The organism is Halomonas rhizosphaerae, assembly GCF_030012485.1.
Classification (GTDB): domain Bacteria; phylum Pseudomonadota; class Gammaproteobacteria; order Pseudomonadales; family Halomonadaceae; genus Halomonas; species Halomonas rhizosphaerae.
In genome coordinates this window covers 110,695-135,398 of record NZ_JASCQQ010000003.1, presented here as the reverse complement: position 1 = coordinate 135,398, position 24,704 = coordinate 110,695, and the positions used below count along the sequence as shown (strand labels likewise).

General features: G+C 65.8%; 22 protein-coding genes. 9 read left to right on the top strand and 13 right to left on the bottom strand.

From position 1 onward, the window contains the following. The first annotated feature begins 149 nt into the window (after positions 1–149). Positions 150–740: a D-glycero-beta-D-manno-heptose 1,7-bisphosphate 7-phosphatase gene (gene gmhB / locus QLQ86_RS00815; RefSeq protein ID WP_282733906.1), complete on the top strand. Its 591-nt coding sequence runs from the start codon at positions 150–152 to the stop codon at positions 738–740. 102 nt (positions 741–842) lie between these two features. On the opposite strand, the gene gyrB is transcribed toward gmhB, so the two are convergent. From gyrB to dnaA, 4 genes are all read right to left on the bottom strand, one after another. After that, positions 843–3,263 carry a DNA topoisomerase (ATP-hydrolyzing) subunit B gene (gyrB, locus tag QLQ86_RS00810; RefSeq protein WP_282733907.1) on the bottom strand — a complete coding sequence of 807 codons (2,421 nt, stop codon included), beginning with the start codon at positions 3,261–3,263 and terminating at the stop codon, positions 843–845. Between the two features lie 11 nt (positions 3,264–3,274). Then, a complete protein-coding gene (gene recF / locus QLQ86_RS00805) occupies positions 3,275–4,390 on the bottom strand; it encodes a DNA replication/repair protein RecF (RefSeq protein ID WP_282815614.1) in 1,116 nt (371 codons plus the stop codon). A gap of 55 nt (positions 4,391–4,445) precedes the next feature. After that, positions 4,446–5,549, bottom strand: a complete 1,104-nt coding sequence (dnaN, locus tag QLQ86_RS00800) for a DNA polymerase III subunit beta (protein WP_282733909.1) — start codon at positions 5,547–5,549, stop codon at positions 4,446–4,448. 61 nt (positions 5,550–5,610) lie between these two features. Continuing rightward, positions 5,611–7,074: a chromosomal replication initiator protein DnaA gene (gene dnaA / locus QLQ86_RS00795; RefSeq protein ID WP_282815613.1), complete on the bottom strand. Its 1,464-nt coding sequence runs from the start codon at positions 7,072–7,074 to the stop codon at positions 5,611–5,613. Between the two features lie 508 nt (positions 7,075–7,582). Here dnaA and rpmH point away from each other — a divergent pair. From rpmH to mnmE, 4 genes are all read left to right on the top strand, one after another. After that, complete coding sequence (gene rpmH / locus QLQ86_RS00790; RefSeq protein WP_010626003.1) at positions 7,583–7,717, top strand: 50S ribosomal protein L34; 135 nt, start codon at positions 7,583–7,585, stop codon at positions 7,715–7,717. A 13-nt stretch (positions 7,718–7,730) separates the two neighbouring features. Next, positions 7,731–8,147: a ribonuclease P protein component gene (rnpA, locus tag QLQ86_RS00785; RefSeq protein WP_282815612.1), complete on the top strand. Its 417-nt coding sequence runs from the start codon at positions 7,731–7,733 to the stop codon at positions 8,145–8,147. Between the two features lie 204 nt (positions 8,148–8,351). After that, a complete protein-coding gene (gene yidC / locus QLQ86_RS00780) occupies positions 8,352–10,049 on the top strand; it encodes a membrane protein insertase YidC (protein ID WP_282815611.1) in 1,698 nt (565 codons plus the stop codon). A 102-nt stretch (positions 10,050–10,151) separates the two neighbouring features. Beyond that, positions 10,152–11,522, top strand: a complete 1,371-nt coding sequence (gene mnmE, locus QLQ86_RS00775; RefSeq protein ID WP_282733913.1) for a tRNA uridine-5-carboxymethylaminomethyl(34) synthesis GTPase MnmE — start codon at positions 10,152–10,154, stop codon at positions 11,520–11,522. A gap of 193 nt (positions 11,523–11,715) precedes the next feature. Here the strand turns inward: mnmE and QLQ86_RS00770 are convergent, their stop codons facing one another. The 4 genes from QLQ86_RS00770 to rdgB all read right to left on the bottom strand — a co-directional run bounded on the left by QLQ86_RS00770 (position 11,716) and on the right by rdgB (position 15,176). Next, positions 11,716–12,564, bottom strand: coding sequence for a 23S rRNA (adenine(2030)-N(6))-methyltransferase RlmJ (locus tag QLQ86_RS00770; protein ID WP_282815610.1), 849 nt, complete (start codon positions 12,562–12,564; stop codon positions 11,716–11,718). Positions 12,565–12,651: 87 nt separating this feature from the next. Continuing rightward, positions 12,652–13,335: an OmpA family protein gene (locus tag QLQ86_RS00765; RefSeq protein WP_282733915.1), complete on the bottom strand. Its 684-nt coding sequence runs from the start codon at positions 13,333–13,335 to the stop codon at positions 12,652–12,654. A gap of 30 nt (positions 13,336–13,365) precedes the next feature. Next, positions 13,366–14,568, bottom strand: coding sequence for a radical SAM family heme chaperone HemW (gene hemW / locus QLQ86_RS00760; RefSeq protein WP_282815609.1), 1,203 nt, complete (start codon positions 14,566–14,568; stop codon positions 13,366–13,368). After that, entirely contained in the window at positions 14,565–15,176 is a 612-nt protein-coding gene (rdgB, locus tag QLQ86_RS00755) for an RdgB/HAM1 family non-canonical purine NTP pyrophosphatase (protein ID WP_282815608.1), read from the bottom strand. The genes hemW and rdgB overlap by 4 nt, the downstream gene beginning before the upstream one ends. Positions 15,177–15,582: 406 nt before the next feature. Between rdgB and QLQ86_RS00750 the strand changes: the two genes are divergently transcribed. Continuing rightward, the gene (locus QLQ86_RS00750; RefSeq protein ID WP_282733918.1) at positions 15,583–16,281 is read left to right on the top strand and encodes a LuxR C-terminal-related transcriptional regulator; all 699 of its coding nucleotides are present in this window, start codon (positions 15,583–15,585) and stop codon (positions 16,279–16,281) included. A gap of 7 nt (positions 16,282–16,288) precedes the next feature. Here QLQ86_RS00750 and QLQ86_RS00745 read toward each other — a convergent pair whose 3' ends face one another. The 5 genes from QLQ86_RS00745 to QLQ86_RS00725 form a co-directional block, all read right to left on the bottom strand. Beyond that, a complete protein-coding gene (locus tag QLQ86_RS00745; RefSeq protein WP_282815607.1) occupies positions 16,289–17,536 on the bottom strand; it encodes a bifunctional aminoglycoside phosphotransferase/ATP-binding protein in 1,248 nt (415 codons plus the stop codon). Positions 17,537–17,565: 29 nt separating this feature from the next. Then, entirely contained in the window at positions 17,566–18,855 is a 1,290-nt protein-coding gene (gene hemL / locus QLQ86_RS00740; RefSeq protein ID WP_282815606.1) for a glutamate-1-semialdehyde 2,1-aminomutase, read from the bottom strand. Between the two features lie 175 nt (positions 18,856–19,030). Beyond that, positions 19,031–19,891 (bottom strand): bifunctional hydroxymethylpyrimidine kinase/phosphomethylpyrimidine kinase, encoded by an 861-nt coding sequence (thiD, locus tag QLQ86_RS00735; RefSeq protein ID WP_282815605.1) that lies wholly within the window; start codon positions 19,889–19,891, stop codon positions 19,031–19,033. After that, complete coding sequence (gene hemJ, locus QLQ86_RS00730) at positions 19,891–20,322, bottom strand: protoporphyrinogen oxidase HemJ (RefSeq protein WP_282733922.1); 432 nt, start codon at positions 20,320–20,322, stop codon at positions 19,891–19,893. The genes thiD and hemJ overlap by 1 nt, the downstream gene beginning before the upstream one ends. A gap of 9 nt (positions 20,323–20,331) precedes the next feature. Next, complete coding sequence (locus tag QLQ86_RS00725) at positions 20,332–22,104, bottom strand: chloride channel protein (RefSeq protein ID WP_282733923.1); 1,773 nt, start codon at positions 22,102–22,104, stop codon at positions 20,332–20,334. 129 nt (positions 22,105–22,233) lie between these two features. Between QLQ86_RS00725 and argC the strand changes: the two genes are divergently transcribed. The 3 genes from argC (at position 22,234) to QLQ86_RS00710 (ending at position 24,609) form a co-directional block, all read left to right on the top strand. Beyond that, positions 22,234–23,268, top strand: a complete 1,035-nt coding sequence (gene argC / locus QLQ86_RS00720; RefSeq protein WP_282733924.1) for an N-acetyl-gamma-glutamyl-phosphate reductase — start codon at positions 22,234–22,236, stop codon at positions 23,266–23,268. A gap of 102 nt (positions 23,269–23,370) precedes the next feature. Then, positions 23,371–23,724, top strand: coding sequence for an iron-sulfur cluster insertion protein ErpA (erpA, locus tag QLQ86_RS00715; protein WP_282733925.1), 354 nt, complete (start codon positions 23,371–23,373; stop codon positions 23,722–23,724). Positions 23,725–23,838: 114 nt separating this feature from the next. Then, entirely contained in the window at positions 23,839–24,609 is a 771-nt protein-coding gene (locus QLQ86_RS00710) for a transporter substrate-binding domain-containing protein (RefSeq protein WP_282815604.1), read from the top strand. Positions 24,610–24,704: the final 95 nt, after the last annotated feature.

Here is a 24,704-nt window from a genome sequence, read left to right as displayed (position 1 = left end):
AGAGCTCGATCTTGGCGGCTTGGCGGCTTGGCGGCTTGGCGGCTTGGCGGCTTGGCGGCTTGGCGGCTTGGCGGCTTGGCGGCTTGGCATCAGATGTTCCACGTGAAACACTTCCGCTCAAAGACTACCCACCTCAGGAGATTGCCACCATGCCCGCAGCCGAACGGCTCGTGATCCTCGACCGCGATGGTGTCATCAACCAGGACTCCGACGAGTACGTGAAGTCTCTGGAAGAATGGATCCCCTTCCCCACCGCCATCGAGGCCATCGCCAGGCTCACCCGTGACGGCTGGACGGTGGCCGTTGCCACCAACCAGTCCGGCATAGCCCGCGGCTACTACGGCGTGGAGATGCTGGAGGCCATACACGTTCGACTCCGCGAGCTGGTGCAAGAGGCCGGCGGGGAGATTGCCCATATCGCCCACTGTCCCCATGGCCCGGGTGATGGCTGTGCATGTCGCAAGCCATCGCCCGGGCTGCTTGAAGAGATTCGGGAGGCTTTGGCGCTGGACAGCCTTGAAGGCAGCTGGATGGTCGGTGACAGCCTCCGCGACCTTCAGGCCGGTGAGCCGATGGGGTGCCGGCCGGTACTGGTGCGAACCGGCAAGGGACGCCGGACGGAGGAAAAGGGAGAAGGCCTCGAAGGCGCAATGATCTTCGATGACCTGGCCGCCTTCGTGGAGTGGCTGCTGGCCCGGGAGGGAGGCGCCAACGACGCGCAAGCCAGTCCATTCCGATAGAGAGCGCTGAACGCGACAAGGCCGGCCTCGATGGCCGGCCTTGTCATTCTGCTGTCACTTCAGGCAGTGCGATGTTTCACGTGGAACATGCCGTCTCGGCCATCAGATATCCAGGTTGGCCACCAGGGCGTAGCGTTCGATGAAGTCGCGCCTTGGCTCGACCTCGTCACCCATCAGGGTGTTGAACATCATGTCGGCGGCGACCGCGTCCTCGATGGATACCCGCAGCATGCGACGGGTATCAGGGTTCATGGTCGTCTCCCAGAGCTGGTCCGGGTTCATCTCACCCAGCCCCTTGTAGCGCTGAATGGAGAGGCCACGCTGGGCCTCGGCCATCAGCCACTCCAGGGCATCATAGAAGGTCGCGACGGGCTTCTGTCGCTCGCCGCGGGCCACATGGCTGCCCTCCTCCATCAGGCCGTCCAGCGTCTCGCCGAGGCTTGCCATGGCGCGATAGTCGGCACTGGTGAAGAACTCGATGCCCCAGACATAGTCGGTGGTGACGCCATGCGCAGTCAGCGACACCGCCGGAAGGAAGACGCCACGTTCGCCCTCCTCCTCGAGGCGGAAGGTATAGCGCGGTCCACCCTCGTAGGAGACCAGCGCATCCATCTCGGCCTGCAGGAACTCGATCCAGTTCTGCATGGTGACGCGATCTCGCAGGCTCTGCTCACCGTCGAGATGCGCCGCATGGACGATCTTGCGCAGCACCACATTGGGGTAGACGCGCGACAGGCGATCGATGCGTTTCATCACGTCGCGATACTGGTTGACGAGGGCTTCCAGCTGGGCGCCGCCGATGCCAGGCGCATCCGCGTTGACATGCAGGCGGGCGCCATCGAGCGCCGTCGTCGTCAGGTAATCGATCATCGCCTGCTCGTCCTTGAGATAGAGCTCCTGCTTGCCGCGCTTGATCTTGTAGAGCGGCGGCTGGGCGATGAAGACATGACCACGCTCGATGAGCTGCGACATCTGGCGGAAGAAGAAGGTCAACAGCAGGGTTCGGATGTGCGAACCGTCCACGTCGGCATCGGTCATGATGATGATGGAGTGATAGCGTAGCTTGTCGGGATCGAACTCCTCCCGGCCGATACCGCAGCCCAGGGCAGTGATCAGGGTGCCGACCTCGGCCGAGGAGAGCATCTTGTCGAAGCGCGCCTTCTCGACGTTGAGGATCTTGCCCTTGAGCGGCAGGATCGCCTGGGTGCGTCGATCACGTCCCTGCTTGGCACTGCCACCGGCCGAGTCACCCTCGACGAGGAAGAGCTCGGAGAGGCTGGGGTCCTTCTCCTGACAGTCGGCCAGCTTGCCGGGCAGGCCCGCGATATCCAGGGCTCCCTTGCGGCGAGTCATGTCACGCGCCTTGCGCGCCGCCTCACGGGCCCGGGCCGCATCCAGCATCTTGTTGACGATGGCCTTGGCCTCGTTGGGCTTCTCGACCAGGTACTCCGAGAACAACCGGCCCATCTCCTGCTCTACCGCGGTCTTGACCTCGGAGGAGACCAGCTTGTCCTTGGTCTGGGCGGAGAACTTGGGATCCGGCACCTTCACGGAGATGATCGCGGTCAGTCCCTCGCGGGCATCATCACCGGAGGTGTTGACCTTGGCCTTCTTGAGCAGCCCCTCGGCCTCGATATAGTGATTCAGCGAGCGGGTGAGGGCCGCGCGGAAGCCGGCCAGGTGCGTACCGCCATCCCGCTGCGGGATGTTGTTGGTGTAGCAGAAGATGTTCTCGGAGAAGGTATCGTTCCACTGCATCGCCACCTCCACACCGACGCCATCCTCGCGTTCGGCATTGAAGTGGAATACCGGATTGAGCACCGTCTTGTTGGTGTTCAGGTGGTTGACGAAGGCCTTGAGGCCACCCTCGTAGTGGAACAGCTCCTCCTTTCCGCTCCGCTCATCCATCAGCCGGATGGCCACGCCGGAATTGAGGAAGGAGAGCTCCCTGAGACGCTTGGCCAGGATGTCGTAGTGGAACTCGATGTTGTGGAAGGTCTCGGTCGAGGGACGGAAGTGCACGCGGGTCCCGCTCTTCTCCGTCTTGCCCACCACCGCCAGCGGTGCGTCGGGTACACCATGATGATAGACCTGTTCGTGCACCTGGCCCGCACGCCAGATGGTCAGCTTCAGCTCCTCGGACAGCGCATTGACGACGGAGACCCCCACGCCGTGCAGGCCACCGGACACCTTGTAGGAGTTGTCATCAAACTTGCCGCCGGCATGCAGCACCGTCATGATCACCTCGGCCGCCGAGACGCCCTCCCCCTCGTGGAGATCGGTCGGCACGCCACGGCCGTTGTCGGTCACGGTCACCGACTCGTCGGGGTGGATGATGACCCGGATCTCGCTGCAGTGCCCGGCCAGGGCTTCATCGATGGAGTTGTCCACCAGTTCGAACACCATGTGGTGCAGGCCGGTGCCGTCGTCGGTATCGCCGATGTACATGCCCGGCCGCTTGCGTACGGCATCCAGCCCCTTGAGGACCTTGATGCTCGTTGAGTCGTAAGCCTGTTCGCTCATTGACTACTCCGTCATGAAGTCTGTCTGTCCATTGGCAGCAGCTGTCCCTGCCCCGATTCGGAATGTTTCACGTGGAACATCGCCACCTGGGTATCCGGCTGCCAGAGGCCCATCAGGGCATCGGGATCGACGCTGGTGATGAACACCTGGCAGCGCATGCGCTCCAGCCAGCCGCAGAACACCCGGCGATGCTCGCTGTCCAGCTCGGCAGGGAGGTCGTCGATCAGGTAGATGCAGGTGCGGCCGGTGGCCTGCTCGAGCAGGCGCCCCTGGGCCAGTTTCAGGGCACTCACCACCAGCTTCTGCTGTCCGCGGGAGAGCACTTCCACCGCCGGGCGCTTGCCGAGGCGGATACCCAGCTCTGCCCGCTGCGGACCCTGCTGGGTAAAGCCCATCTGTCGGTCGGTGTCTCGGGCGTGGCGAAGAATGTCCGCCAGCTCACGCTTGCGGTCCCAGCCGCGCGCATAGCGCAGCGTCAGCCCGGGCAGCGTGATCAGCTCGGCCAGCGTGTCCTCGAACACCGGCAGGAACCTCTCGACCCATTCGCGACGCATGTTGTCCAGCCGGTCGCCCCAGTGCACCAGTTCCTGTTCCCAGGCATCCAGGGAAGCATCTGTCATTCTACCATGCCTGAGAAGGGCATTCCGATGTTTCAGCGCGCGGCGAAAGCGCCGCCAGACATCGAGAAAGCCATGTTTCACGTGAAACACGCCCCAGTCGAGAAACTCGCGCCGCCCGACCGGCGGCCCCTCCAGGAGACGAAAGGCGTCAGGGTTGATCAGCTGCAGCGGCAGGGTCTCCACCAGACGCGAGACGCGTTCCAGACGCTCACCCGCCAGGCGCATCTCCAGCTCGCCGCCCTCGCGGAGACGGCGTATGCCGATGGTCATCGCCGGATCGCCGGACAGGCGGCCGTGCAACGTCACGGCGTCGGCATCGTGAGCGATGGCATGACGCAGCTGACGGGCGCGGAAGGAGCGCCCCATGCCGAGGACATGAATCCCCTCCAGCAGGCTGGTCTTGCCGCTGCCGTTGGCCCCGGTGAAGAGGTTGATACGGGGACCCGGGCTCAGGTCCACGGCCTGCAGGTTGCGCAGGCCGTGGAAGGCAAGGCGTTCGAGTGGCATCAGGCAGGGTCGACCGCGGCGGTGGCACCCGGCACGGGCGCCATCTGCCGGCGCCTCAGAGGCGCATCGGCATGACGACGTACATGGCGTCGCCGCCGCCGGGCTCTTCCATCAGCGCACTGCTGTTGGGGTCGGCCAGGGTCATCTGCACCCGGTCCTCGTCCAGCACGCTGAGCACGTCGACGAGATAGCCGACGTTGAAGCCGATCTCCATGGCCGGACCGCTGTACTCGATGGCGACGTTCTCCTCGGCCTCTTCCTGCTCGGGGTTGTTGGCCATCACCCGCAGGTTGCCCTCCTCGAGATTCAGCCGCACGCCACGGTACTTCTCGTTGGAAAGGATGGCCGTGCGTGACAGCACCTGGCGCAGCTCGGCACGGTCGGCGATGAAGACCTTGTCACCCCCGCGTGGCACGACCCGCTCGTAGTCGGGGAACTTGCCGTCGACCAGCTTGGACGTGAAGGTGAAGTCACCGGTATGGGCCCGTACATGACTGGCGCCGAGGGTCAGACTGACCGGTTCCTCGCCGTCATCGAGCAGGCGCACCAGTTCCAGGACCCCCTTGCGCGGCACGATCAGCTTCTGGGAAGGCTCCACCTGGATCTCGGCCGGACGCGAGCAGACGGCCAGACGATGGCCATCGGTAGCCACGGTGCGCACCAGGTTGTTGCCCAACTCGAGCAGCATGCCGTTGAGGTAATAGCGGACGTCCTGCTGGGCCATCGCGAAGGAGGTCGCATCGATCAGGTGCTTCAGGGTACCCCGCGGCAGGCTGAGCTCCACGTTACCCGGGTCATCCTCGATGTTGGGAAACTCGGCCACCGGCAGGGTCGAGAGGGTGAAGCGCGAGCGACCACTGCGCAGCACCGCCCTTCCCTCCTCGAGGGAAAGCTGTATCTCGGACTGGTCCGGCAGTGACTTGCAGATGTCCATGAGCTTGCGGGCCGGCACGGTAGCCGAGCCGGGCTCTTCCACCAGGCTGGCGGCCGTGCGGCCGATCAGCTCGACCTCGAGATCGGTACCGGTGAGGGACACCTGGTCCTGGTCGACCTGAATCAGCACGTTGGAGAGTACCGGCAGTGTCTGGCGTCGCTCCACGACGCCGGCAACCAGCGTCAGCGGGCGCAGCAGCGCTTCTCGGGAGATGGAAAATTTCATGTCGGCTCCACTACTTGTCCTGGAGGGGTTGAGGCCGGCGACCCGACCGCTGGTGTTCCGTTCAGCTGGTCAACAGCCGCAGCAGATTCTTGTAGTCCTCGCGGATGTCCGCGCTCTCCTCCTGCAACGCCTTCACCTTGCGGCAGGCATGCAGCACGGTGGTGTGATCTCGGCCACCGAAGGCATCTCCGATCTCCGGCAGGCTATGATTGGTCAGCTCCTTGGCCAGGGCCATGGCAACCTGCCGGGGCCGGGCCACCGAGCGGGAACGACGCTTGGAGAGCAGGTCGGCAAGCTTGATCTTGTAGTACTCGGCCACGGTGCGCTGGATATTGTCCACACCGACCTGCTTGTCCTGAAGCGCCAGCAGGTCCTTGAGGGATTCGCGGATGAAGTCCTGAGTGATCGTCTTGCCCATGAAGTGGGAGTCGGCGATCACCTTTTTCAGGGCACCCTCCAGCTCGCGCACGTTGGAGCGGATCTTCTGGGCGATGAAGAAGGCGGCGTCGTGGGGCAGGTCGACCTTGGCCTGATCGGCCTTCTTCATCAGGATCGCCACACGGGTCTCCAGCTCCGGCGGTTCGATGGCCACCGTCAGGCCCCAGCCGAAACGCGACTTCAGGCGCTCCTCTACCCCACTGATTTCCTTGGGGTATCGATCAGAGGTCAGGATCATCTGCTGGCCGCCCTCGAGCAGCGCATTGAAGGTATGGAAGAACTCCTCCTGGGAGCGCTCCTTGCCGGCGAAGAACTGGATATCGTCGATCAGCAGGGCATCGACGCTGCGATAGAAGCGCTTGAAGTCGTTGATGGCATTGAGCTGCAGCGCCTTGACCATGTCGGCCACGAAGCGCTCGGAATGCAGGTAGACCACCCGGGCATTCTCGCGTCGCGTTGCCAGGGCATTGCCCACGGCATGCATCAGGTGGGTCTTGCCGAGGCCGACCCCGCCATAGAGGAAAAGCGGATTGTAGGCGCCGCCGGGATTCTCGGACACCTGGCGAGAGGCGGCCCTGGCAAGCTGGTTTGACTTGCCCTCGACGAAGGTCTCGAAGGTGAAGTTGGGGTTAAGACCACTGCTGTGCTTGAGGCTCCCCTCCACCTGCACCTGACGCTCGCCGCCACGCCGCTGGCCTGCACCTTCCTCGCGCAACTGATCGATCTCGCGCTCGTCCCCCACATCCCCCCGCGGCGGCACCTGGACCGCCGGCGCGGCAGGGGCACGCGCCGCCGAGACGGGATGGCCCAGCTCACGGGGCTGAGGGGACGGCGTCGCGCGACGACTGCCGACGGTCAGTACCACCTTCGGCGGCTTGGCGGGCGAGAGCTCACGCATCAGTTCACTGATCCGCTTGGCATACTTGTCGCTGACCCAGTCACGCACGAAGCGATTCGGCGCCAGAAGGCGCAACTGGTTGGATTCCCCTTCCTCCGCCTGCAGCGGGCGGATCCAGGTATTGAACTGCTGGGAATTCAGTTCATCCTGCAGGGTATCCAGACATTGTTGCCAGAGAGCCAGTGACACGCGACCTCACCATTGCATTGAAAACGACCGCCTATTGTATCGTTCAGGCGACGGGTTATCCACATGCCCGATGCCGTGACACGGTCTGTGGAAAACCCCTCCGTGAGCCGCAGGGAGGCCATGCGGGGCAGAACCAGAGGCCCGCGGATGCCGCCTGCTCCGTCGACTGCCGGGGCAAGTCATCCCCGCAGCATCCCCACCTTGTCCACAGCAAAACCGTGACAACAACACATTGATATTAAAGATTTATAATGGCTTGCTCACAATACATATCCCCAATAGTGATAACAGGCACGGATCACTGACGGTGATGGCCTGGTGCCTCATCGAGGAGGAAGAAGGGTGCCAGGCCCCACCGGCAGCATCGGGACGCACGGAAGAATTGCACCGCGAGGCTGAAATCACTACAATTTCCGGTCTTGAACCGAATACCCCCGGGTCCGCCAGCGGCATCCGGATGTCTCCGAATGATCGATTCGTTCCGAAAACCACGTGGGAATAACCAGTTATGAAACGTACTTTTCAACCCAGCGTCCTCAAGCGCAAGCGCGTGCATGGCTTCCGCGCGCGCATGGCCACCAAGAATGGTCGTGCCGTTCTGGCCCGTCGCCGTGCCAAGGGCCGCAAGCGCCTGAGCGCCTGACCGCGGCCCTCGCGTGTCCAGTCAGGGCTATCCCCGGCAGTTGCGACTGCTGACCGCCGGGGATTATCGACGTGTCTTCGAAACGGCTGCATTCAAGGTCCACGGCAAGGGGCTGATGGCCCTCGCCTCGCCCAATGAGCGAGGTCATCCGCGTCTCGGCCTGATCTTCAGCAAGAAGAACGTCCGCAGAGCCGTCGACCGAAACCGCCTCAAGCGCATCGTGCGTGAATCCATCCGGCTTCAGCAGTATCGCCTGCCCTCGGTGGATATCGTGGTGCTGGCAAGACGAGGAGTCCATGAACTGGACAATGCCACCGTGCATCGTCAGCTCCACGGGATGTGGCGTCGCCTGGAGCGAGAGGCGCGCAGGTCGTCCCACGGGACAGACTTGCTCAGCCCGGAAAGCGGTGACGCGGGCCGCGAACGATGACCGGCACCCCTGCGTGCCGGTCCGTCCCGGCGCCGGCATGGGCATGACCACTGCCATCCTCGTTGCGCCCCTCCATGCTGACGCCTCGGATGCAGCCAGCCTGCACGCGTTGTCCAGCCTGCCTCCGGCAGGCTTTCGTGTATCTCGGGTGGGCGACCTGCGTTGCGCCATCGGAATGTTCACTACCCATCGGGCAGACTCCTCATGGACGTAAAACGACTTCTCCTCGTGATTCCCCTGGCGGTACTCGCCTACCTGCTGATCGTCCAGTGGAATCAGGACTACGGACAGGTGACCCCTGAGCCGCAAGCTCCCGCCATCACCGGCAGCGCCCAGGAAGGGGCTCGCCAGGACCAGGCGTCATCGGGCAGCGATGACCTCTCGGTCCCCGCGACCGCCGGCCCGTCGGACGACATGACCGGCGAGATCCCCGGCGAGGCCGCCTCTACCTCGGGAAGCCGTGACCTGGTGGCCGTCGTCACCGACGTGCTCGATGTCCGCATCGACCCCCAGGGCGGGGACATCGTCTATGCGGCGCTGCCCCAGCACCGCTTCAGCCTCGACTCCGACCGACCCTATGTGCTGCTCTCCGACAGCGAGGGTCGCAGCTATGTGGCACGCTCAGGGCTTCAGCTCGAGGGCCACGAGGGACGCATCACCTTCACCCCCGAGTCGACCGAATACCGGCTGGGCGGGAACGACGAGCGACTCGAGGTCGACCTGGCTGCCGAGGTGAATGGCGTGGAGGTGATCAAGCGCTTCACCTTCGAGCGTGACAGCTACGCGGTGGACGTGGACTACTTCCTGGCCAACAACACCGAGGAGCCGGTCACGGCCCGCTTCATCGGCCAGCTGGCCCGCGACAACAGCAGCGACCCCTCCAGCGGACCGGCCCTGGGCATGCAGTCCTTCCTCGGCGCCGCCTACTCGACCCCGGAGGATCGCTACCTGAAGGTCGACTTCGAGGAGATCCAGGAAGGCGCTTTCAACAACCGCGACGTCGAGGGGGGCTGGGTCGCCATCATCCAGCACTACTTCACCTCGGCCTGGGCCCCTGCCCAGAACCAGCAGAACCTCTTCTACGCCACCACCGACTCCCGCGGCCGCAACGTGGCCGCCTTCGCCGGCCCCACCAGCAGTGTGGCCGCCAACAGCGAGGCAGCGCTGGGGGCAACCCTCTACATGGGGCCCAAGGTGCAGGAGCGACTGGAGGCCGTGGCCCCCCACCTGGAGCTGACGGTGGACTTCGGCTGGCTGTGGTTCATCGCCAACCCGCTGTTCTGGTTGCTGGACCAGATCCACGACCTGATCGGCAACTGGGGCTGGTCCATCGTCCTGCTGACCCTGCTGGTGAAGCTGGCCCTGTGGCCGCTCTCCGCCAAGGCCTACAAGTCCATGGCCCGCATGCGCAAGCTGGGCCCGGAGATGCAGCGCCTCAAGGAGCAGTTCGGCGACGACCGCCAGAAGATGTCCCAGGAGATGATGAAGTTCTACCAGAAGGAGAAGATCAATCCTCTGGGCGGCTGCCTGCCGATCCTGGTGCAGATGCCGGTATTCATCGCCCTTTACTGGATGCTGCTGGAATCCGTGGAGCTGCGCCACGCACCCTTCATGTTCTGGATCCAGGACCTGTCGGTGAAGGATCCGTACTTCATCCTGCCGATCCTGATGGGCGCCTCGATGTTCGTCCAGCAGATGCTCAACCCGACGCCTCCGGACCCCATGCAGGCGAAGATCATGAAGATGCTGCCGATCGTCTTCACCTTCTTCTTCCTGTGGTTCCCGGCCGGCCTGGTCATCTACTGGGTGGTCAACAACTGTATCTCCATCGTTCAGCAGTATGCGATTACCCGCAAGATCGAGGCCGACCCGAGTATCGGCAAGGGCATGAAGACCAAGTAGCGCGGTGCTTCTCCCCGACACCCAGACCCCCGCCCCGGCGGGGGTCTGGCGTTTGCGGGGCCCGACCCGGACAATGTTTCCCTTCCAGCAGAGGTGCCGCCGATGACCGCCAGTCTCCATGATCAGGACACCATCACCGCCCTGGCCACCCCTCCGGGACGCGGCGGCGTGGGCATCATCCGCGTCTCCGGGCCCGCCTGCACGACGATCGCCGAGGCCATGGTGGGCCACTGCCCGGCCCCGCGATACGCCCACTACGGCCCCTTCCACGGCGAATCCGCGGTAATCGACGAGGGCATCGCGCTGTTCTTCCCGGGGCCCCACTCCTTCACCGGCGAAGATGTCCTGGAACTGCAGGGGCATGGTGGCACGATGATCATGGACCTGCTGCTCGAGCGCTGCGTGCAGCTGGGGGCACGGCTCGCCCGCCCGGGGGAGTTCTCGGAGCGCGCCTTCCTCAACGACAAGCTGGACCTGGCCCAGGCCGAGGCCATTGCCGACCTGATCGAGGCCAGTTCCCGGGGGGCGGCCGAGAACGCCCTGCGCTCCCTGCAGGGCGAGTTCTCGCGTCGCGTGGCGTCGCTGGTCCAGCGGCTGATCGAGCTGCGCATGTACGTCGAGGCGGCCATCGACTTCCCGGAGGAGGAGATCGACTTTCTCGCCGACGGGCATGTCGCCATCCGGCTGGCGGCGGTCCAGTCGGAACTGGCCGAGGTGCGGGCCGCCGCGGGTCAGGGGGCCCTGATGCGGGAAGGCATGAGCGTGGTGATCGCCGGGCGCCCCAATGCCGGCAAGTCGAGTCTGCTCAATGCGCTGACCGAGCAGGACACCGCCATCGTCACCGACATCGAGGGCACCACCCGGGACGTCCTCCGCGAGCATATCCACCTGGATGGCATGCCCCTGCACGTCATCGACACGGCCGGGCTGCGCGATACCCCGGACGCGGTGGAGAAGATCGGGGTGGCCCGGGCCTGGGAGGAGATCGAGAAGGCCGATCGCGTGCTGCTGATGGTGGATGCGGCTACCACCGAGGCCATCGACCCCATGGCCATCTGGCCCGAATTCGTCGCACGCCTTCGGGACCCCTCGCGGCTGACGCTCGTGCGCAACAAGATTGACGCCAGCCACGAAGCCCCCGGCATCGATGCTGACGCCGCCACCCCGGTGATCCGGCTGTCGGCCAGGAGCGGCGCAGGGGTGGATGGCCTCAGGGAGCACCTCAAGGCGGTGATGGGCTATGCCGCCACCACAGAAGGGCGTTTCTCGGCCCGACGCCGGCATCTGGAGGCCCTGGACCGGGCCCGACAGGCCCTCGCCAACGGCGAGGCGCAGCTCGCCGGCTATGGGGCCGGTGAGCTGCTTGCCGAAGACCTGCGCGACGCCCAGCAGGCGCTGGGCGAGATCACCGGGGAGTTCAGCGCGGACGACCTGCTGGGTGAGATCTTCGGTAGCTTCTGTATCGGCAAGTAGCCCCTTCCCGCAGGGCCGCGCTGACAGCGCGGTCGATACCACCCCGCTGGGTGAGATCTTCGGTAGCTTCTGTATCGGCAAGTAGCCCCTTCCCGCAGGGCCGCGCTGACAGCGCGGTCGTTACCACCCCGCTGGGCGAGATCTTCGGCAGTTTCTGTATCGGCAAGTAGCCCCTTCCCGCAGGGCCGTCACCCTACTCCCCGACCCACCAGTCGCCATGATGGCGGCAGGTCGCGCCCAGCAGCGGCGTGACCTGCCGCATGGCCGCTTCCAGCCGCGTATCGAGCCCCCAGGGCGGATTGATCACCAGCATGCCGCTGCCGACCATGCCACGCTCGCCCTCCTGGGGCTCGCGCAGCCTCAGCTCACTACGCCAGATCTTGCGCAGGCCGCCCTCGCGCAGGCCCTCCAGCAGCTCCCGATGGCGGCCGGCCGGCAGCAGGGGGTACCAGACCAGCACGACGGCATGGCGTGCCCTGCGCATGGCCTTGAGCACCGCATCAACCACCTCGCCATACTCCGCCTTGCGCTCGTAGCTGGGGTCGACCAGCACACAGAGCCGCGGGGTGCCCACCGGCAGGCACTTCACCAGCCCCTCGAGACCGTCACCATGGATGCGCTGAACATTGTCAGGCAGTGCCTGACGGGTCAGGTGGCCATGCTCTCCGGGGTGCAGCTCGAAGAGCATCAGCCGGTCACTGGCACGCAACCGGTCCGACAGCCACCATGGCGAGCCAGGATAGTGGTCGAGAGTGCCGTCCCGTGCCTGGACCCGCCCGACCGCCGCGAGCCAGTCGCCGAGCAGCGGGTCGTCAGCCACGTGCGTTCTCGCCTGCCATAGCCGAGCAAAGCCCTTACGGTACTCCCCGAGCCTCGCGGTCTCCTCCGCCGCCAGCGGGTAGAGGCCGCGACCGGCATGGGTATCCATGTACGTAACAGGTGATTCCTTACGTAACAAATGATCGATGACCGCAAAAAGCGTCAGATGCTTGTGAACGTCGGCGAAATTGCCTGCATGATAGGCATGCTGATAGGAAAGCATGGAAGGAGATCCGTGAGTCGGCAAGACAAAAGGGCCCGTCACTGCCTTGCAGTGACGGGCCCGGGGTAAGGGCTTAAGGAAGCCGGCTTACTGCTCCTGGAAGCGGTCCTCGATGGGTGACAGGGTAACCTCCACCCGCCGGTTCTGAGCCCGGCCCTGCTCGGTGTCGTTGCTCGCCACCGGCTGGTTCTCACCATAGCCGCGCATGTTCAAGCGGTTGCGCGACACGCCGGACTGGGCCAGATAGTTGCCCACCGAATCGGCACGACGCTCGGAGAGCCGCTGGTTGTAACCGGCATCACCGGTGCTGTCGGTATGGCCGGCGATATTGACCCGGGTGTCGGGATACTGCTGCAGCACCGAGGCCACGTCATTGAGGGCATTGCGCGCACCGGACGTCAGATCACTGGAGTCGAAATCGAAGGTTACCTCGCTCGGCATGTTGAGCACGATATCATCACCGCGGCGATCAACGCCGATGCCGGTGCCCTGGGTGCTCTGACGCAGTTGCTCCTCCTGACGATCCATGTAGGCGCCGATGCCACCGCCGGCGGCGGCCCCCACGGCGGCGCCGATCAGGGCGCGATCGCGCCGGCTGGTGCTTCCGTCACCACTGAGGGCACCGGCAGCAGCGCCGACGGCGGCGCCGATGGCCGCCCCCGTCCCGGTCTGGCTACGCTGGGTCTCCCCGCTATAGGGGTCGGTGGTGGTACAGCCTACCAGCAGCGCGGCGGCGGCCAGGGGTGCAATCAGTCGGATCGATCTGCTCATGGTGTCCTCTTCTCCTTGGGTTGAGGAATATCATCCTTCACTGGCCCGCTCATCATCGATCAGAGCCAGCAGCTCGTTCAAGAATAGTAGACCTTGAGGTGATGCCCTAAGCCAGTCGGCATCTTCCACAAGAAGTCCTTTTTCACGGGCCGCGACCAGCCTGGAGAGCAACGTCCGCGTCCCGCGACCCGTATGGGCCTTCCAGATCGACAGGGGTACCCCCTCCACCAGGCGCAGGGCATTCATGGCGAATTCCAGCGGCAGCTCCCGCTCATCGATGTCGAATCGACCGGCAACGAATCCCCTCGGGTCATCGAGCCGGCGCAGGTAGGCATCGGGCAGTCGCGATTTCCAGCGGCGCTGGATCTGCAGGCCTTCGGCTCCCGGGACGCTGAGCTTGCCATGGGCACCGGCCCCGATCCCCAGATAGTCGCCGAAGCGCCAGTAGTTGAGGTTGTGTCGCGAGCCCCGACCAGAACGGGCATAGGCGGAAATCTCGTAGCGCTCCAGGCCGGCGGCCTCCAGGCGCTCGTGTCCCAGGTCCTGGATGTCCCACAGGACCTCCTCCACGGGCAGCTCAGGCGGAAAGGCGTGGAATTCGGTATTGGGCTCCAAGGTCAGCTGGTACCAGGACAGGTGCTCCGGGGAGAGCGACAGGGCCTGGTCGAGATCGGCCAGCGCCAATGCCGGCGTCTGTTGGGGAAGGCCGTGCATCAGGTCGAGGTTGAGGTTGTCAAACCCCGCTTGACGCGCCTCCTCGACAGCCGCCACGGCATCGTCACCGCCATGGATACGTCCCAGGGCCGCCAGTTGCGCATCCTGGAAGCTCTGCACGCCCAGCGACAGGCGGTTGATCCCCGCCGCCCGGTAGCCGGCGAAACGTCCCCGCTCCAGGGTACCGGGGTTCGCTTCCAGGGTAATCTCGATGTCTGCTGCCAGCGGAAGCCGGCTCGCCACGGCCTGCAGCAGTCTCTCGTAGAAACCGGACGACATCAGGCTCGGAGTACCACCGCCGATGAAGATGCTCACCAGCTCACGCTCCGCGGCCAGCGGCAGGTCGGCCTCGAGATCCGCGATCAGCGCCTCGAGGTAGCTCGCCTCGGGAAGTTCGGCGCTCCGCCCTACCCCGTGGGAGTTGAAATCGCAGTAGGGGCACTTGCGCACGCACCAGGGGACATGGACATAGAGCGAGAGCGGCGGCACTGCACGCGCAGACTCGTTAAGGGCGCTCATGGACGATCTCGTCCGGCATCCATCGCCGCCACCAGCGCCTGCAGGGCCCGCCCGCGGTGGCTAAGCCGGTTCTTCTGCTCGGCGGTGAGCTCGGCGGCACTCGCTCCCTGGTCCGGGAGCCAGAAGAGCGGGTCATAGCCGAAGCCCCCCTCTCCACGGGGAGCCTGCAGGATCTCGCCTTCCCAGCTACGCTGCACGATCAGCGGCACCGGGTCGTCGGCATGACGCAGCAGCACCAGCACGCACCAGTAGCGGGCCCGGCGACGCCCCTCCGGCACCTCGGCCAGGGACGCCAGCAGCCGGGCGTTATTGCGCGCATCGCTCTTCGGCTCACCCGCAAAGCGCGCGGAGTAGATGCCGGGCGCCCCGTTCAGGGCATCAACCTCCAGGCCGGAATCATCAGCCAGGGCAGGCAGACCGCTCAGGCGACTGGCTTCCCGGGCCTTGAGGAGGGCGTTCTCGACGAAGGTCAGGCCGGTCTCCTCGACGTCGGCAACGCCGTAGTCGGCCTGGGGCCGTACGTCGAAGCCCAGCGGCGCGAGCAGCTGATGAAACTCGCGCAGCTTGCCGGCATTGCCACTGGCCAGGACCAGCAGGGCTGGGGTCATGGTCGGTTCTCCAGACGGTCAGGGGTCGCCCATTCTACGAGCCGACACCACAAGGGGGAACGGCTGGGCCAAGGAGTTGAAAGTATGTCATCCACAACAACTACTTTTCTCATTCTTAATTATGAGAAATTAAGTCGTTAAACCGCGAGCACCAGGATGAATTTCCTTGGCAGGCGGTATCGACGGCAGGGGTAGCCGAGCCCTCTTCCGGCGCCAAGTCCTTGATCGCGCTAGGTGGCGGCCCAACTAGAAACAAACGAAAACAAAAAAGCACATATTTATAACCAAAAGTTAGTAACGAAAAATTACATTATGCCCAAGACTAAGAGCCAGTGTGGCGCTTATGCCACAAATGGCTGATTGCCTCATAATGAAAGTTAACCGCGCCTTGCGAAGGGGTCGCACCATGGAACAGGGGAAGAGCCTGGTGTTGCTGGTCACCGCCAACAACCCTCAGTCACAACTCTTCATCAACTATCTCCACGATCAGCTCGACTGTCCGGTCTCGGTCGTCGCGCCGGGAACGGAGTGGAAGGGCAAGGATGCCTCGCCGACCGTGGTGCTGCTCGATGCGGATCATATCGACGAGGCCACCATGCAGCAGTGGCATGTCAGGGCGGCCGAGGCCGGCGACATGTCGCTGGCCGCCTTCAACCTGCGGGACGAGGAGCATGCCGTCGAGGTCCTCTCGGCCATGAACCTGCAGGGCGTCTTCTACCGCAGCGACTCGCTGGACATGATCTGCAAGGGGCTGAAGATCCTGCTGGAAGGCAACCTGTGGATGTCACGCACGTTGATGACGCGGATGATCCAGTTCTTTCGCCGCCAGCAACTCAACTCCTATCGGCCGGTCTGCGGCCTGACCCACCGGGAACTGGAGATCATCGCCATGCTGGGCACGGGGGCCTCGAACATCGAGATCGCCGACCAGCTGTTCGTCAGCGAGCACACCGTAAAGTCCCATCTCTACAACATCTTCCGCAAGATCAAGGTGCACAACCGCCTGCAGGCGGTGAACTGGGCCCGCCAGAACCTCGGTGCCCCGCCGCCGCTGGTGGGTCGCCGCCAGCGCGAGGCCAGTCACCAACCACCCAACGGCACCTGAGAGGTCCTCAGATCAGTCGCACGTGATCCTGGATCAGACCCGCCAGGGTCTCGGCGGCATTGTCCGCCGTGGTATCGAGGTGCAGCAGGTGCAGGCGCTCCTCGTCGCCGAAGGCCTCGAAGTCGGCCTGCTGGCGCGCCAGTATGGCGAGACTGTCCTCCACCGGGACGCTGTGACGCCGGGCGCGCTTGTCGATGCGCCGGTGCAGCGTGACGTCATCGGCCTCGAAGCTGACCAGCAGCACCGGCAGGCCACGGGCCTCGGCTTGCTGGCGCAGGAGATCCCGCTGCTCCCGCTTCAGGAAGGTGCCATCGACGCAGGTCGGGAAACCCGCCTCCAGAAGCGTGCCGGCACATTCGGCCAGTCGACGATAGGTCCGCTCGGTGGCTTCCCGGGCAAAGATGTCCACAGGCGATTCCCTCACGACCGCCTGTGGATCGATGCTGTGAAGCCGTCGGCGCTCCACATCCGAACAGAGGCGAACGGCCCCCAGACGACCGACGAGGGTCCGGGTGAAGCGGCTCTTGCCACTGCCCGAGACACCGATGCCGATGATCAGCGGCGGGAAGCGGAACTCGGCATAGGCCTCGGCCAGGTCCAGGTACCCACGGCACTCCCGCATGGTCTCGGCCAGCAGGGCAGGGCGTTCGCCGTCCTCACCGGCCGCCTGATGGCGCTGCAGGGCGCGTCGCGCACCGGCCAGGGCCTCGACGACACGGAAGGCCGAGAGCAGGCGAGCCAGCCCATAGTCCCCGGACCGCCGCAGGTAGCCATCGAGGGCCTGGCGTGCCAGGCCGGTCTCGCCATGGGATTCCAGTCCCACCAGCAGCGAGGCCAGGTCGCTGCCCGGGTCGACGATGCCATTCCACCCGGGCCCCTGGAGGTCCCGACCGATGGCATTGGCCAGCAGCACCCGACCCTGGTCGCAGAGCCGACTGTCGGGATGCGCGACGGCCCAGCTGGCCGCCAGCACGCGCTCCCGGCGTGCCAGGAAGACCGGCGCCAGTCGCGCGAGGTCCTGTGCGAGCCACTGCCGAAGACAGGCCAGACGCTGGCGATCCTCCTCCCCGGCGAGCAGCGGCTCGATGGCCGCCACTTCCCCGTCGAGGCGTTCCCGGAAGGCAGCCAGCCCGGCATCTTCGGGCCCAGCCGCGCCGCGCGAGCGGCGATGGAAGGCCACCAGCCGGTCGACCAGCTCCTCCAGCTGCAGCGCCTCCTCGCAGGAGGCCGCTTGATCGGCATCTGTCTGGCTCATCTGGGGTCTCCCGTTATGGAGGTGGAGTCTCAGGCCGGCTTCATCGCCGCGAATGCCTTCTCGGCAGCGTCCAGGGTCAGCTGGATGTCCTCCGGGGCATGGGCACTGGACATGAAGCCCGCCTCGAAGGCCGACGGCGCCAGGTAGACCCCCTGGTCGAGCATCAGGGAGAAGAAGCGACGGAAGGCATCGGCATCGCAGGCGGTGGCCTGGGCGAAGTTGTCGACCCGGCTCTGGCCGGTGAAGAAGATCCCGAACATGCCGCCGGCACGCTGGGTGATCATGTCGATACCCGCGGCATCGGCCCTCTCCTGAAGACCGTGGCAGAGGGTCTCGACCCGCTGCGCCAGGGCATCGTGAAAGCCCGGCTGGCGAAGCTTCCCGAGCAGGGTGATACCGGCCGCCATGGCCAGCGGATTGCCGGAGAGGGTGCCGGCCTGGTAGACGGGACCGAGCGGCGAGATCACCTCCATGATCTCGCGACGACCGCCGAAGGCACCCACCGGCATGCCACCGCCGACGATCTTGCCCAGGCAGGTGAGGTCCGGCTCGATGCCGTAATGGGCCTGGGCGCCCCCCATCGCCACGCGGAAGCCGGTCATCACCTCGTCGAAGATCAGCACGCTGCCGTGCTGGTCGCAGACGCGCCGCAGGGTCTCCAGAAAGCCCGGCTGCGGCGGGATGCAGTTCATGTTGCCGGCCACCGGCTCGACGATGATGCAGGCCACCTCGCTGCCGATCTCCTCGAAGCACTGCTCCACGGCATCGGGATCGTTGAAGGAGAGGGTCACGGTGTGCTCGGCCAGGGAGGCCGGCACCCCGGGGGAACTGGGCTCACCGTGAGTGAGGGCGCCCGAGCCGGCCTTGACCAGCAGCGAGTCGGAGTGGCCGTGGTAGTTGCCCTCGAACTTGACGATCTTGTCGCGGCCGGTATAGCCGCGTGCCAGGCGGATCGCCGACATGGTGGCCTCGGTACCGGAATTGACCATGCGTACCATCTCGATGGTGGGGATCATCTCGCAGATCAGGTCGGCCATGGTGGTCTCGATGGCCGTGGGGGTGCCGAAGGAGAGGCCGCTGTCGAGCCGCTCACGCACCGCGCCCAGCACCTCGGGGTCGGCGTGACCGGTGATCATGGGCCCCCAGGAACCGACGTAGTCGACATAGCGCTTGCCCTCCACATCGAAGAGATAGGCGCCGCGGGCACGCTCCATGAACACCGGGGGACGGTCCATCCCCTTGAAGGCGCGAACCGGCGAGTTGACCCCGCCGGGAATGTGGCGGCAGGCCTGCTCGAAGAGCTGTGCGGATGTGGTCATGTCAACCTCTTGCCCTGTTGATGCGTGCCCGGCCAGGCGGGCTGTGGATAGATCTCTGGATAACCTCGTGACGGACAGTGAAGCGTCGGTGAATGTCGTCGAATGACGCTTGACCGCGCCTCTGCCGGTTCCGCCCCATTCTCGTCTGCCGGGGAAGCGATGACCAGCCCGCCCGTCATCCCGGCGGCGTCGCGGCGTCGATGGCGAGAAAGGCGGGCCTCGCCGGCAACTGCCAGAGGCGCCGCGGCAGCCGCTGGTCCTGCCCCGGCTGCCAGCCATGGGCCAGCGCCTGCCAGGTGAAGGCCTGCGCCTGCTCGCAGGCCGTGACCAGTGACTCGCCCGATGCCAGGCGCGCCGCCAGCGCACTCGCCAGGGTACAGCCGGAACCGTGGAAGCGCCCCGCGAGTCGCGGCCAGGTCCACTGCCGGCTGGTCTCCGGTGCATGCAGGGTATGTTCCACCCGGTCGGCCGGCACCCGTCCCGCGGGGTGGTCGGTGCCGGTGACCAGCAGGGCCTGGCAGCCGAGGGACATCAGCCTCACCGCCCGCTCGGTGTCATCGTCGAATTCGTCTCCCGCCAGCCGGGCCAGCTCCTGGCGGTTGGGTGTCAGGATATCCACATGCGGCAGCAGGTGACGGCACATGGCGTCGATGAGCTCGGCTGTGGACAAGTCACTGCCACCGCCGGCCCTGAGGACCGGATCCATCACCACCGGTACCCCCGGCCGGCGCCGCAGGATATCCACCACGGCATCCAGCACGGCGCCATCCGGCACCAGGCCAATCTTGATCGCGGCGATCTCGAAGTCGTCCAGGGCCGCCGCCATGGCGTACAGGTCAGCGGCGGACACGGGCCTCACCGCGCTCACGTCCCGGCAGTTCTGCACCGTCAGTGCCGTGGGCACGGTCAGCGCCCAACCGCCGCAGGCCGCCACCGCCTCGCTGTCGGCGACCAGGCCGGCACCGCCGGTGGGGTCGTGGCCGGACAGCACCAGCACCGTCGGCAGGTGGGGGGAGAGTTCAGGGGAATCGGCCATCAGAAGGGCTTCAGCACGGCCAGGAAGATGATCAGCAGCAGGGCGATCACCGGTAGCTCGTTGAACCAGCGAAAGAACACATGGCCGCGCCGACAGCGCGCTTCGGCGAACTGCTTCAGGTAGATCAGGCAGACATGGTGATAGCCCACCAGCAATACCACCAGCAGCAGCTTGGCATGGATCCAGCCCTGAGCGAACCAGGCGGGATTGAGCACCAGCAGGGCACCCCCGAACAGCAGCACGGCGATCATCGACGGCGTCATGATCCCGCGGTAGAGCTTGCGCTCCATCACCAGGAAGTGATCGATGGCCTGCTGTTCGCCCCTGTCCCGCGCCATGGCGTGGTAGACATAGAGGCGCGGCAGATAGAACAGGGCGGCGAACCAGGTCACCATGGCCACCAGGTGCAGGGCCTTCATCCACAGATACATGACGACTCCTCAGCCGTGGGTCGAATCGGAAAAGCGGTAATAGCGCTCGATGGCGTCGCGGGTGATGATACCGGAAATCCGCTTCTGCTTCGGCCGGTGACCGTGCTCGACGTAGAGGGCATCCAGCGCCTTGTCGTTGAGCCGCTCGAAGGCCTCGGAGAGCGTCGCCTGCAGGTGGATCGGTGCCATGTCCAGGCGCTGGCCGGGGATCTCCAGCAGGTCCAGCAGGGCGCTGTCCTCCTCCGACTCGGGCGCATCATGCTCCAGCAGCCAGCGGGCCAGGTCGGCCGCCTTGAGCGCCAGGGTCGGCTTGTCGTCCGTGGAACGCTCGATCAGCACCCAGGCAGGATTGGACTCGAGCAGGACGCTGGCCTGATCACGGGTCACCATGCGCGAGGTCCGCACCAGGCTGCGCTCCATCACCGCCGGCACCGAGACCCGGGACAGTGCCTGCATCAGGGGCTGCTGCAGCGGGTGCAGCCCCTGACGGGTCTGGGTGAGGAAGAATCCCTGGCTGCGGCTCAGCTGCCGCGCCGTGAGGCCGGCCACCACCACCGCCAGCATCCCCGGCATGATGATGCCGGGATTGTGGGTGAGCTCGAGCAGGGCCATCAGGGCCGCCAGGGGCGCCTGCAGCACGGCCCCCATCATGGCGGCCATGCCGAGCAGGGCATAGACCTCGGGGGCCGAGGCCCCCACCGGCAGCAGGGCCTGGCCCGCCAGGCCGCACAGGGCACCGGCCGCACCGCCGACCACCAGGATGGGGCCGATGATGCTGATCGGGATGCCGCAGGCCACGGTGAAGGCCGTGAGCAGCAGCTTGCCGATGGCCACCGCGAGCAGCACGTCCACGGCGGCGGCCCCGCCCAGCGCCCGCTGCAGCGTGTCATAGCCCATCCCCTGCACCTCGGGGTACCACCAGGCGACCCCTGCCACCGCCAGCGCCGCCAGGGCGAAGCGCAGCGCCATGGGCAGCCGCTGAAGCCGTTCATGCCCCCGGGCCACGCGCACGAAGAGTGCCGCCAGCAGCCCGATCAGCAGGGCGCTGGCAAGGATCCAGGGTAGGTCCAGCAGGGATCTCAGGTGCAGGTCGGGGATGCCGATGGCGGGTTCAGGTCCGTAGACCAGCTGGGCCACCACGGCGCCCATGGAGGAAGCCAGGATCACCGGCATGAAGCCGATGATGGTGTACTCCATCATCACCACTTCCATGGCGAAGATGACGCCGGCGATGGGCGTATTGAACGAGGCCGAAATGCCCGCTGCCGTGCCGCAGGCCACCAGCACCCTGAGACTGTTGTGGGGCAGGCGCAGGTACTGTCCCAGGCCGGTGGAGGCCGCCGCCCCCAGGTGGATGGCCGGCCCCTCGCGTCCGGCGGAAAGGCCACCGATCACCGACACCACGCCCACCCACCACTGGGCCAGCCAGTTGCGTAGCGGGAAGCGTCCCTGATGATAGGTCAGCCGGTCGATGACGTGGACCACGCCGATACGCCGTCCCTCCGGCGGCAGGCGTATGAGCCACAGGCCGATCAGGGCCGCCGCAACCAGGGGCATCAGCACCCGCAGGGCCGACGGCAGGGCCTCGAAGGCCTCGGGGTCGCCGTCGGGAAACAGCAGCATGCCCCCCAGGGAAAGCAGCAGGCGGAATACCACCATCAGCCCGCCCGTCACCAGGCCCGACACCACACCCAGCACGCAGAGCTGCGGCAGGGCATCGACGTTGGCCAGCTGGCGACGGAAGCCTTCCAGGCTCAAGTCGGGTAGCGAGAGACGCGGCACGGCGACGATCCTGTTCGGCCTTGCTGGGGAAGACCCGCCAGGCTGGGCCTGGGTAGGTCGCGTCTCTCTTGTGTATCATATCCGGGGACACAGGTCCCAGCATCACGTCACCAATCCCAGGAGGCCATCGTGATCAAGGTCGGAATCGTCGGCGGCACCGGTTACACCGGCGTCGAACTGCTCAGGCTGCTGGCCCGTCACCCGGACGTGGCGGTGGACGCCATCACCTCGCGCTCCGAGGCCGGCATGGCCGTCAGCGAGCTCTATCCCAACCTGCGCGGCCACTACGATGACCTGGCCTTCAGCGAGCCCGATGCCGACCGGCTGGCCCGCTGCGATGCCGTCTTCTTCGCCACCCCCCACGGCGTGGCCCATGCCCTCGCCGGCGAGCTGCTCGACAGGGGCACCCGGGTCATCGACCTCTCGGCCGACTTCCGGCTGCGGGACACCGAGGAGTGGGCCCATTGGTACGGCCAGCCCCACGGCGCCCCCGAGCTGCTCGGCGAGGCGATCTACGGCCTGCCCGAAGTCAACCGCGAGCGCATCCGCCAGGCGCGACTGATCGCCGTGCCGGGCTGCTACCCCACCGCCGTGCAGCTCGGCCTGCTGCCGCTGCTGGAGGCGGGCGTGATCGATGCCGACCGGGTCATCGCCGACTGCAAGTCCGGGGTTACCGGGGCCGGCCGCGGCGCCAAGGTACCCTCGCTGCTGGCCGAGGCCAGCGAGTCCATGAAGGCCTATGGCGCCTCGGGCCACCGCCACCTGCCGGAGATCCGCCAGGGACTGGCGGATGCTGCCGGGGGCCCGGTGGAGGTGACCTTCGTGCCCCACCTGACGCCGATGATCCGCGGCATCCACGCCACCCTCTACGGCCGCCTGACCGCCGACCCCGGCGACCTCCAGGCGCTCTTCGAGCGGCGCTTCGCCAGTGAGCCCTTCGTCGACGTGATGCCGGCGGGCAGCCATCCCGAGACACGCAGCGTGAAGGGAGCCAACGTATGCCGCCTGGCCGTCCACCGTCCCGGTGACGGCGACACCGTGGTGGTGCTCTCGGTGATCGACAACCTGGTCAAGGGCGCCTCCGGTCAGGCCGTGCACAACCTCAACCTGATGTTCGGCCTCGACGAGTCGGCCGGCCTCGACGCCCCGGCCATCATGCCCTGATACCCTCATCTAGGACACCACCCCAACAAAGTTGACCCTTTTGCTGGGGATTGTGGATAATCCCCCCTGGCAAGACATTCATCGATCCAGGGGAGGTCACCCATGAGCGGTGCCGAATCCTTCGTTCCCACCCCCTTGATGCTCTCGGATGGGGCCCGTGCCCGTCTCGCGGCGCTCATCGAGGAACAGGGCAATCCCCGGCTCAAGCTGCGGGTCTACGTCACCGGTGGAGGCTGCTCGGGCTTCCAGTACGGCTTCGACTTCGCCGATGAGGTCGCCGACGACGACACCCTCGTCGAATTCGGCCGGGTGGCCTTGGTGGTCGACCCCCTCTCCTACCAGTATCTCGTCGGCTCCACCGTCGACTACGAGGAGGGGCTGGCCGGTGCCCGCTTCCTGGTGCAGAACCCCAACGCCACCACCACCTGCGGCTGCGGCGCCTCCTTCATGGTCTGACCGCCAGCGTTGGCTCAGCGACGACCGCACGCTTTTCCCTCCACTTGACGCTTCCCCGGGAACTCGCCATGGTTTAAGGCGTAATCCACAACAAATTCTTCCATGGGGAATCGTATGAAACGCCAACTGAAGACCGCCTCCCTGGCCGCCAGCGTCGCTTTCGGGCTGGGGCTTGTCGGCGCAGCCAGCGCCGATGACCATGTCCTCGAGGTCGTCACCGACCCGAGCTTCGTGCCCTTCGAGATGATGGACCAGGAAACCGGCGAGATGGTCGGCTTCGACATGGACATCCTCGCCGAGTTGGCCGAGCGTGCCGGCTTCGAGTACAACCTGCGCACCATGGACTTCAACGGCATCATCCCCGCCGTGCAGACCGGCAACGTCGACATCGCCATCGCCGGCATCACGATCACCGAGGAGCGAGCCGAGATCGTCGACTTCTCCGATCCCTACTACGACAGCGGCCTGCGGATCCTGGTCGGCGCCAATGACGACAGCGTCGAGGAGCTCGAGGACCTCGAGGGCAAGAAGATCGGCACCAAGGTCGGCTCCACCAGCTACGACTTCCTCGAGGAGAACCTGGGCGACGAGGCCGACATCACCCCCTACCCGGGCTCCAGCGACATGTACATGGCGCTGCTCGGTGGCAGCGTCGACGCCGTCTTCTACGACGCCCCCAACGTCGGCTACTTCGCGCAGACGCGCGGCGAGGGCCGCGTCAAGGTCGTGGGGGACCTCTACGAGGGCCAGCAGTACGGCATCGTCTTCGTCAAGGACAGCGAATGGGTCGAGCCCGTCAACGAGGCCCTGGCCGAGATGAAGGAGGATGGCACCTACGACGAGATCTACGAGGAATGGTTCGGCGAGGCGCCCAGCGACGAATGAGGGCCTTCGCTTCCTGATCACGGGGTCGGGTCGAGTGCCCGGCCCCGTTGCGTTGCGAACCCGGCACGCTCCCCCTGTCGCTACCCCCGCGTCTT

Bases quoted from the DNA above. Each gene is read 5' to 3' on its own strand.
- dnaN (WP_282733909.1), bottom strand. From the start codon at position 5,549: ATGAAATTTTCCATCTCCCGAGAAGCGCTGCTGCGCCCGCTGACGCTG.
- QLQ86_RS00710 (WP_282815604.1), top strand. From the start codon at position 23,839: ATGAAACGCCAACTGAAGACCGCCTCCCTGGCCGCCAGCGTCGCTTTC.
- QLQ86_RS00770 (WP_282815610.1), bottom strand. From the start codon at position 12,564: ATGCTTTCCTATCAGCATGCCTATCATGCAGGCAATTTCGCCGACGTT.
- erpA (WP_282733925.1), top strand. From the start codon at position 23,371: ATGAGCGGTGCCGAATCCTTCGTTCCCACCCCCTTGATGCTCTCGGAT.
- hemW (WP_282815609.1), bottom strand. From the start codon at position 14,568: ATGAGCGCCCTTAACGAGTCTGCGCGTGCAGTGCCGCCGCTCTCGCTC.
- rpmH (WP_010626003.1), top strand. From the start codon at position 7,583: ATGAAACGTACTTTTCAACCCAGCGTCCTCAAGCGCAAGCGCGTGCAT.
- recF (WP_282815614.1), bottom strand. From the start codon at position 4,390: ATGCCACTCGAACGCCTTGCCTTCCACGGCCTGCGCAACCTGCAGGCC.
- thiD (WP_282815605.1), bottom strand. From the start codon at position 19,891: ATGGCCGATTCCCCTGAACTCTCCCCCCACCTGCCGACGGTGCTGGTG.
- gmhB (WP_282733906.1), top strand. From the start codon at position 150: ATGCCCGCAGCCGAACGGCTCGTGATCCTCGACCGCGATGGTGTCATC.
- QLQ86_RS00745 (WP_282815607.1), bottom strand. From the start codon at position 17,536: ATGAGCCAGACAGATGCCGATCAAGCGGCCTCCTGCGAGGAGGCGCTG.
- QLQ86_RS00765 (WP_282733915.1), bottom strand. From the start codon at position 13,335: ATGAGCAGATCGATCCGACTGATTGCACCCCTGGCCGCCGCCGCGCTG.
- QLQ86_RS00750 (WP_282733918.1), top strand. From the start codon at position 15,583: ATGGAACAGGGGAAGAGCCTGGTGTTGCTGGTCACCGCCAACAACCCT.
- mnmE (WP_282733913.1), top strand. From the start codon at position 10,152: ATGACCGCCAGTCTCCATGATCAGGACACCATCACCGCCCTGGCCACC.
- hemL (WP_282815606.1), bottom strand. From the start codon at position 18,855: ATGACCACATCCGCACAGCTCTTCGAGCAGGCCTGCCGCCACATTCCC.
- gyrB (WP_282733907.1), bottom strand. From the start codon at position 3,263: ATGAGCGAACAGGCTTACGACTCAACGAGCATCAAGGTCCTCAAGGGG.
- rdgB (WP_282815608.1), bottom strand. From the start codon at position 15,176: ATGACCCCAGCCCTGCTGGTCCTGGCCAGTGGCAATGCCGGCAAGCTG.
- yidC (WP_282815611.1), top strand. From the start codon at position 8,352: ATGGACGTAAAACGACTTCTCCTCGTGATTCCCCTGGCGGTACTCGCC.
- hemJ (WP_282733922.1), bottom strand. From the start codon at position 20,322: ATGTATCTGTGGATGAAGGCCCTGCACCTGGTGGCCATGGTGACCTGG.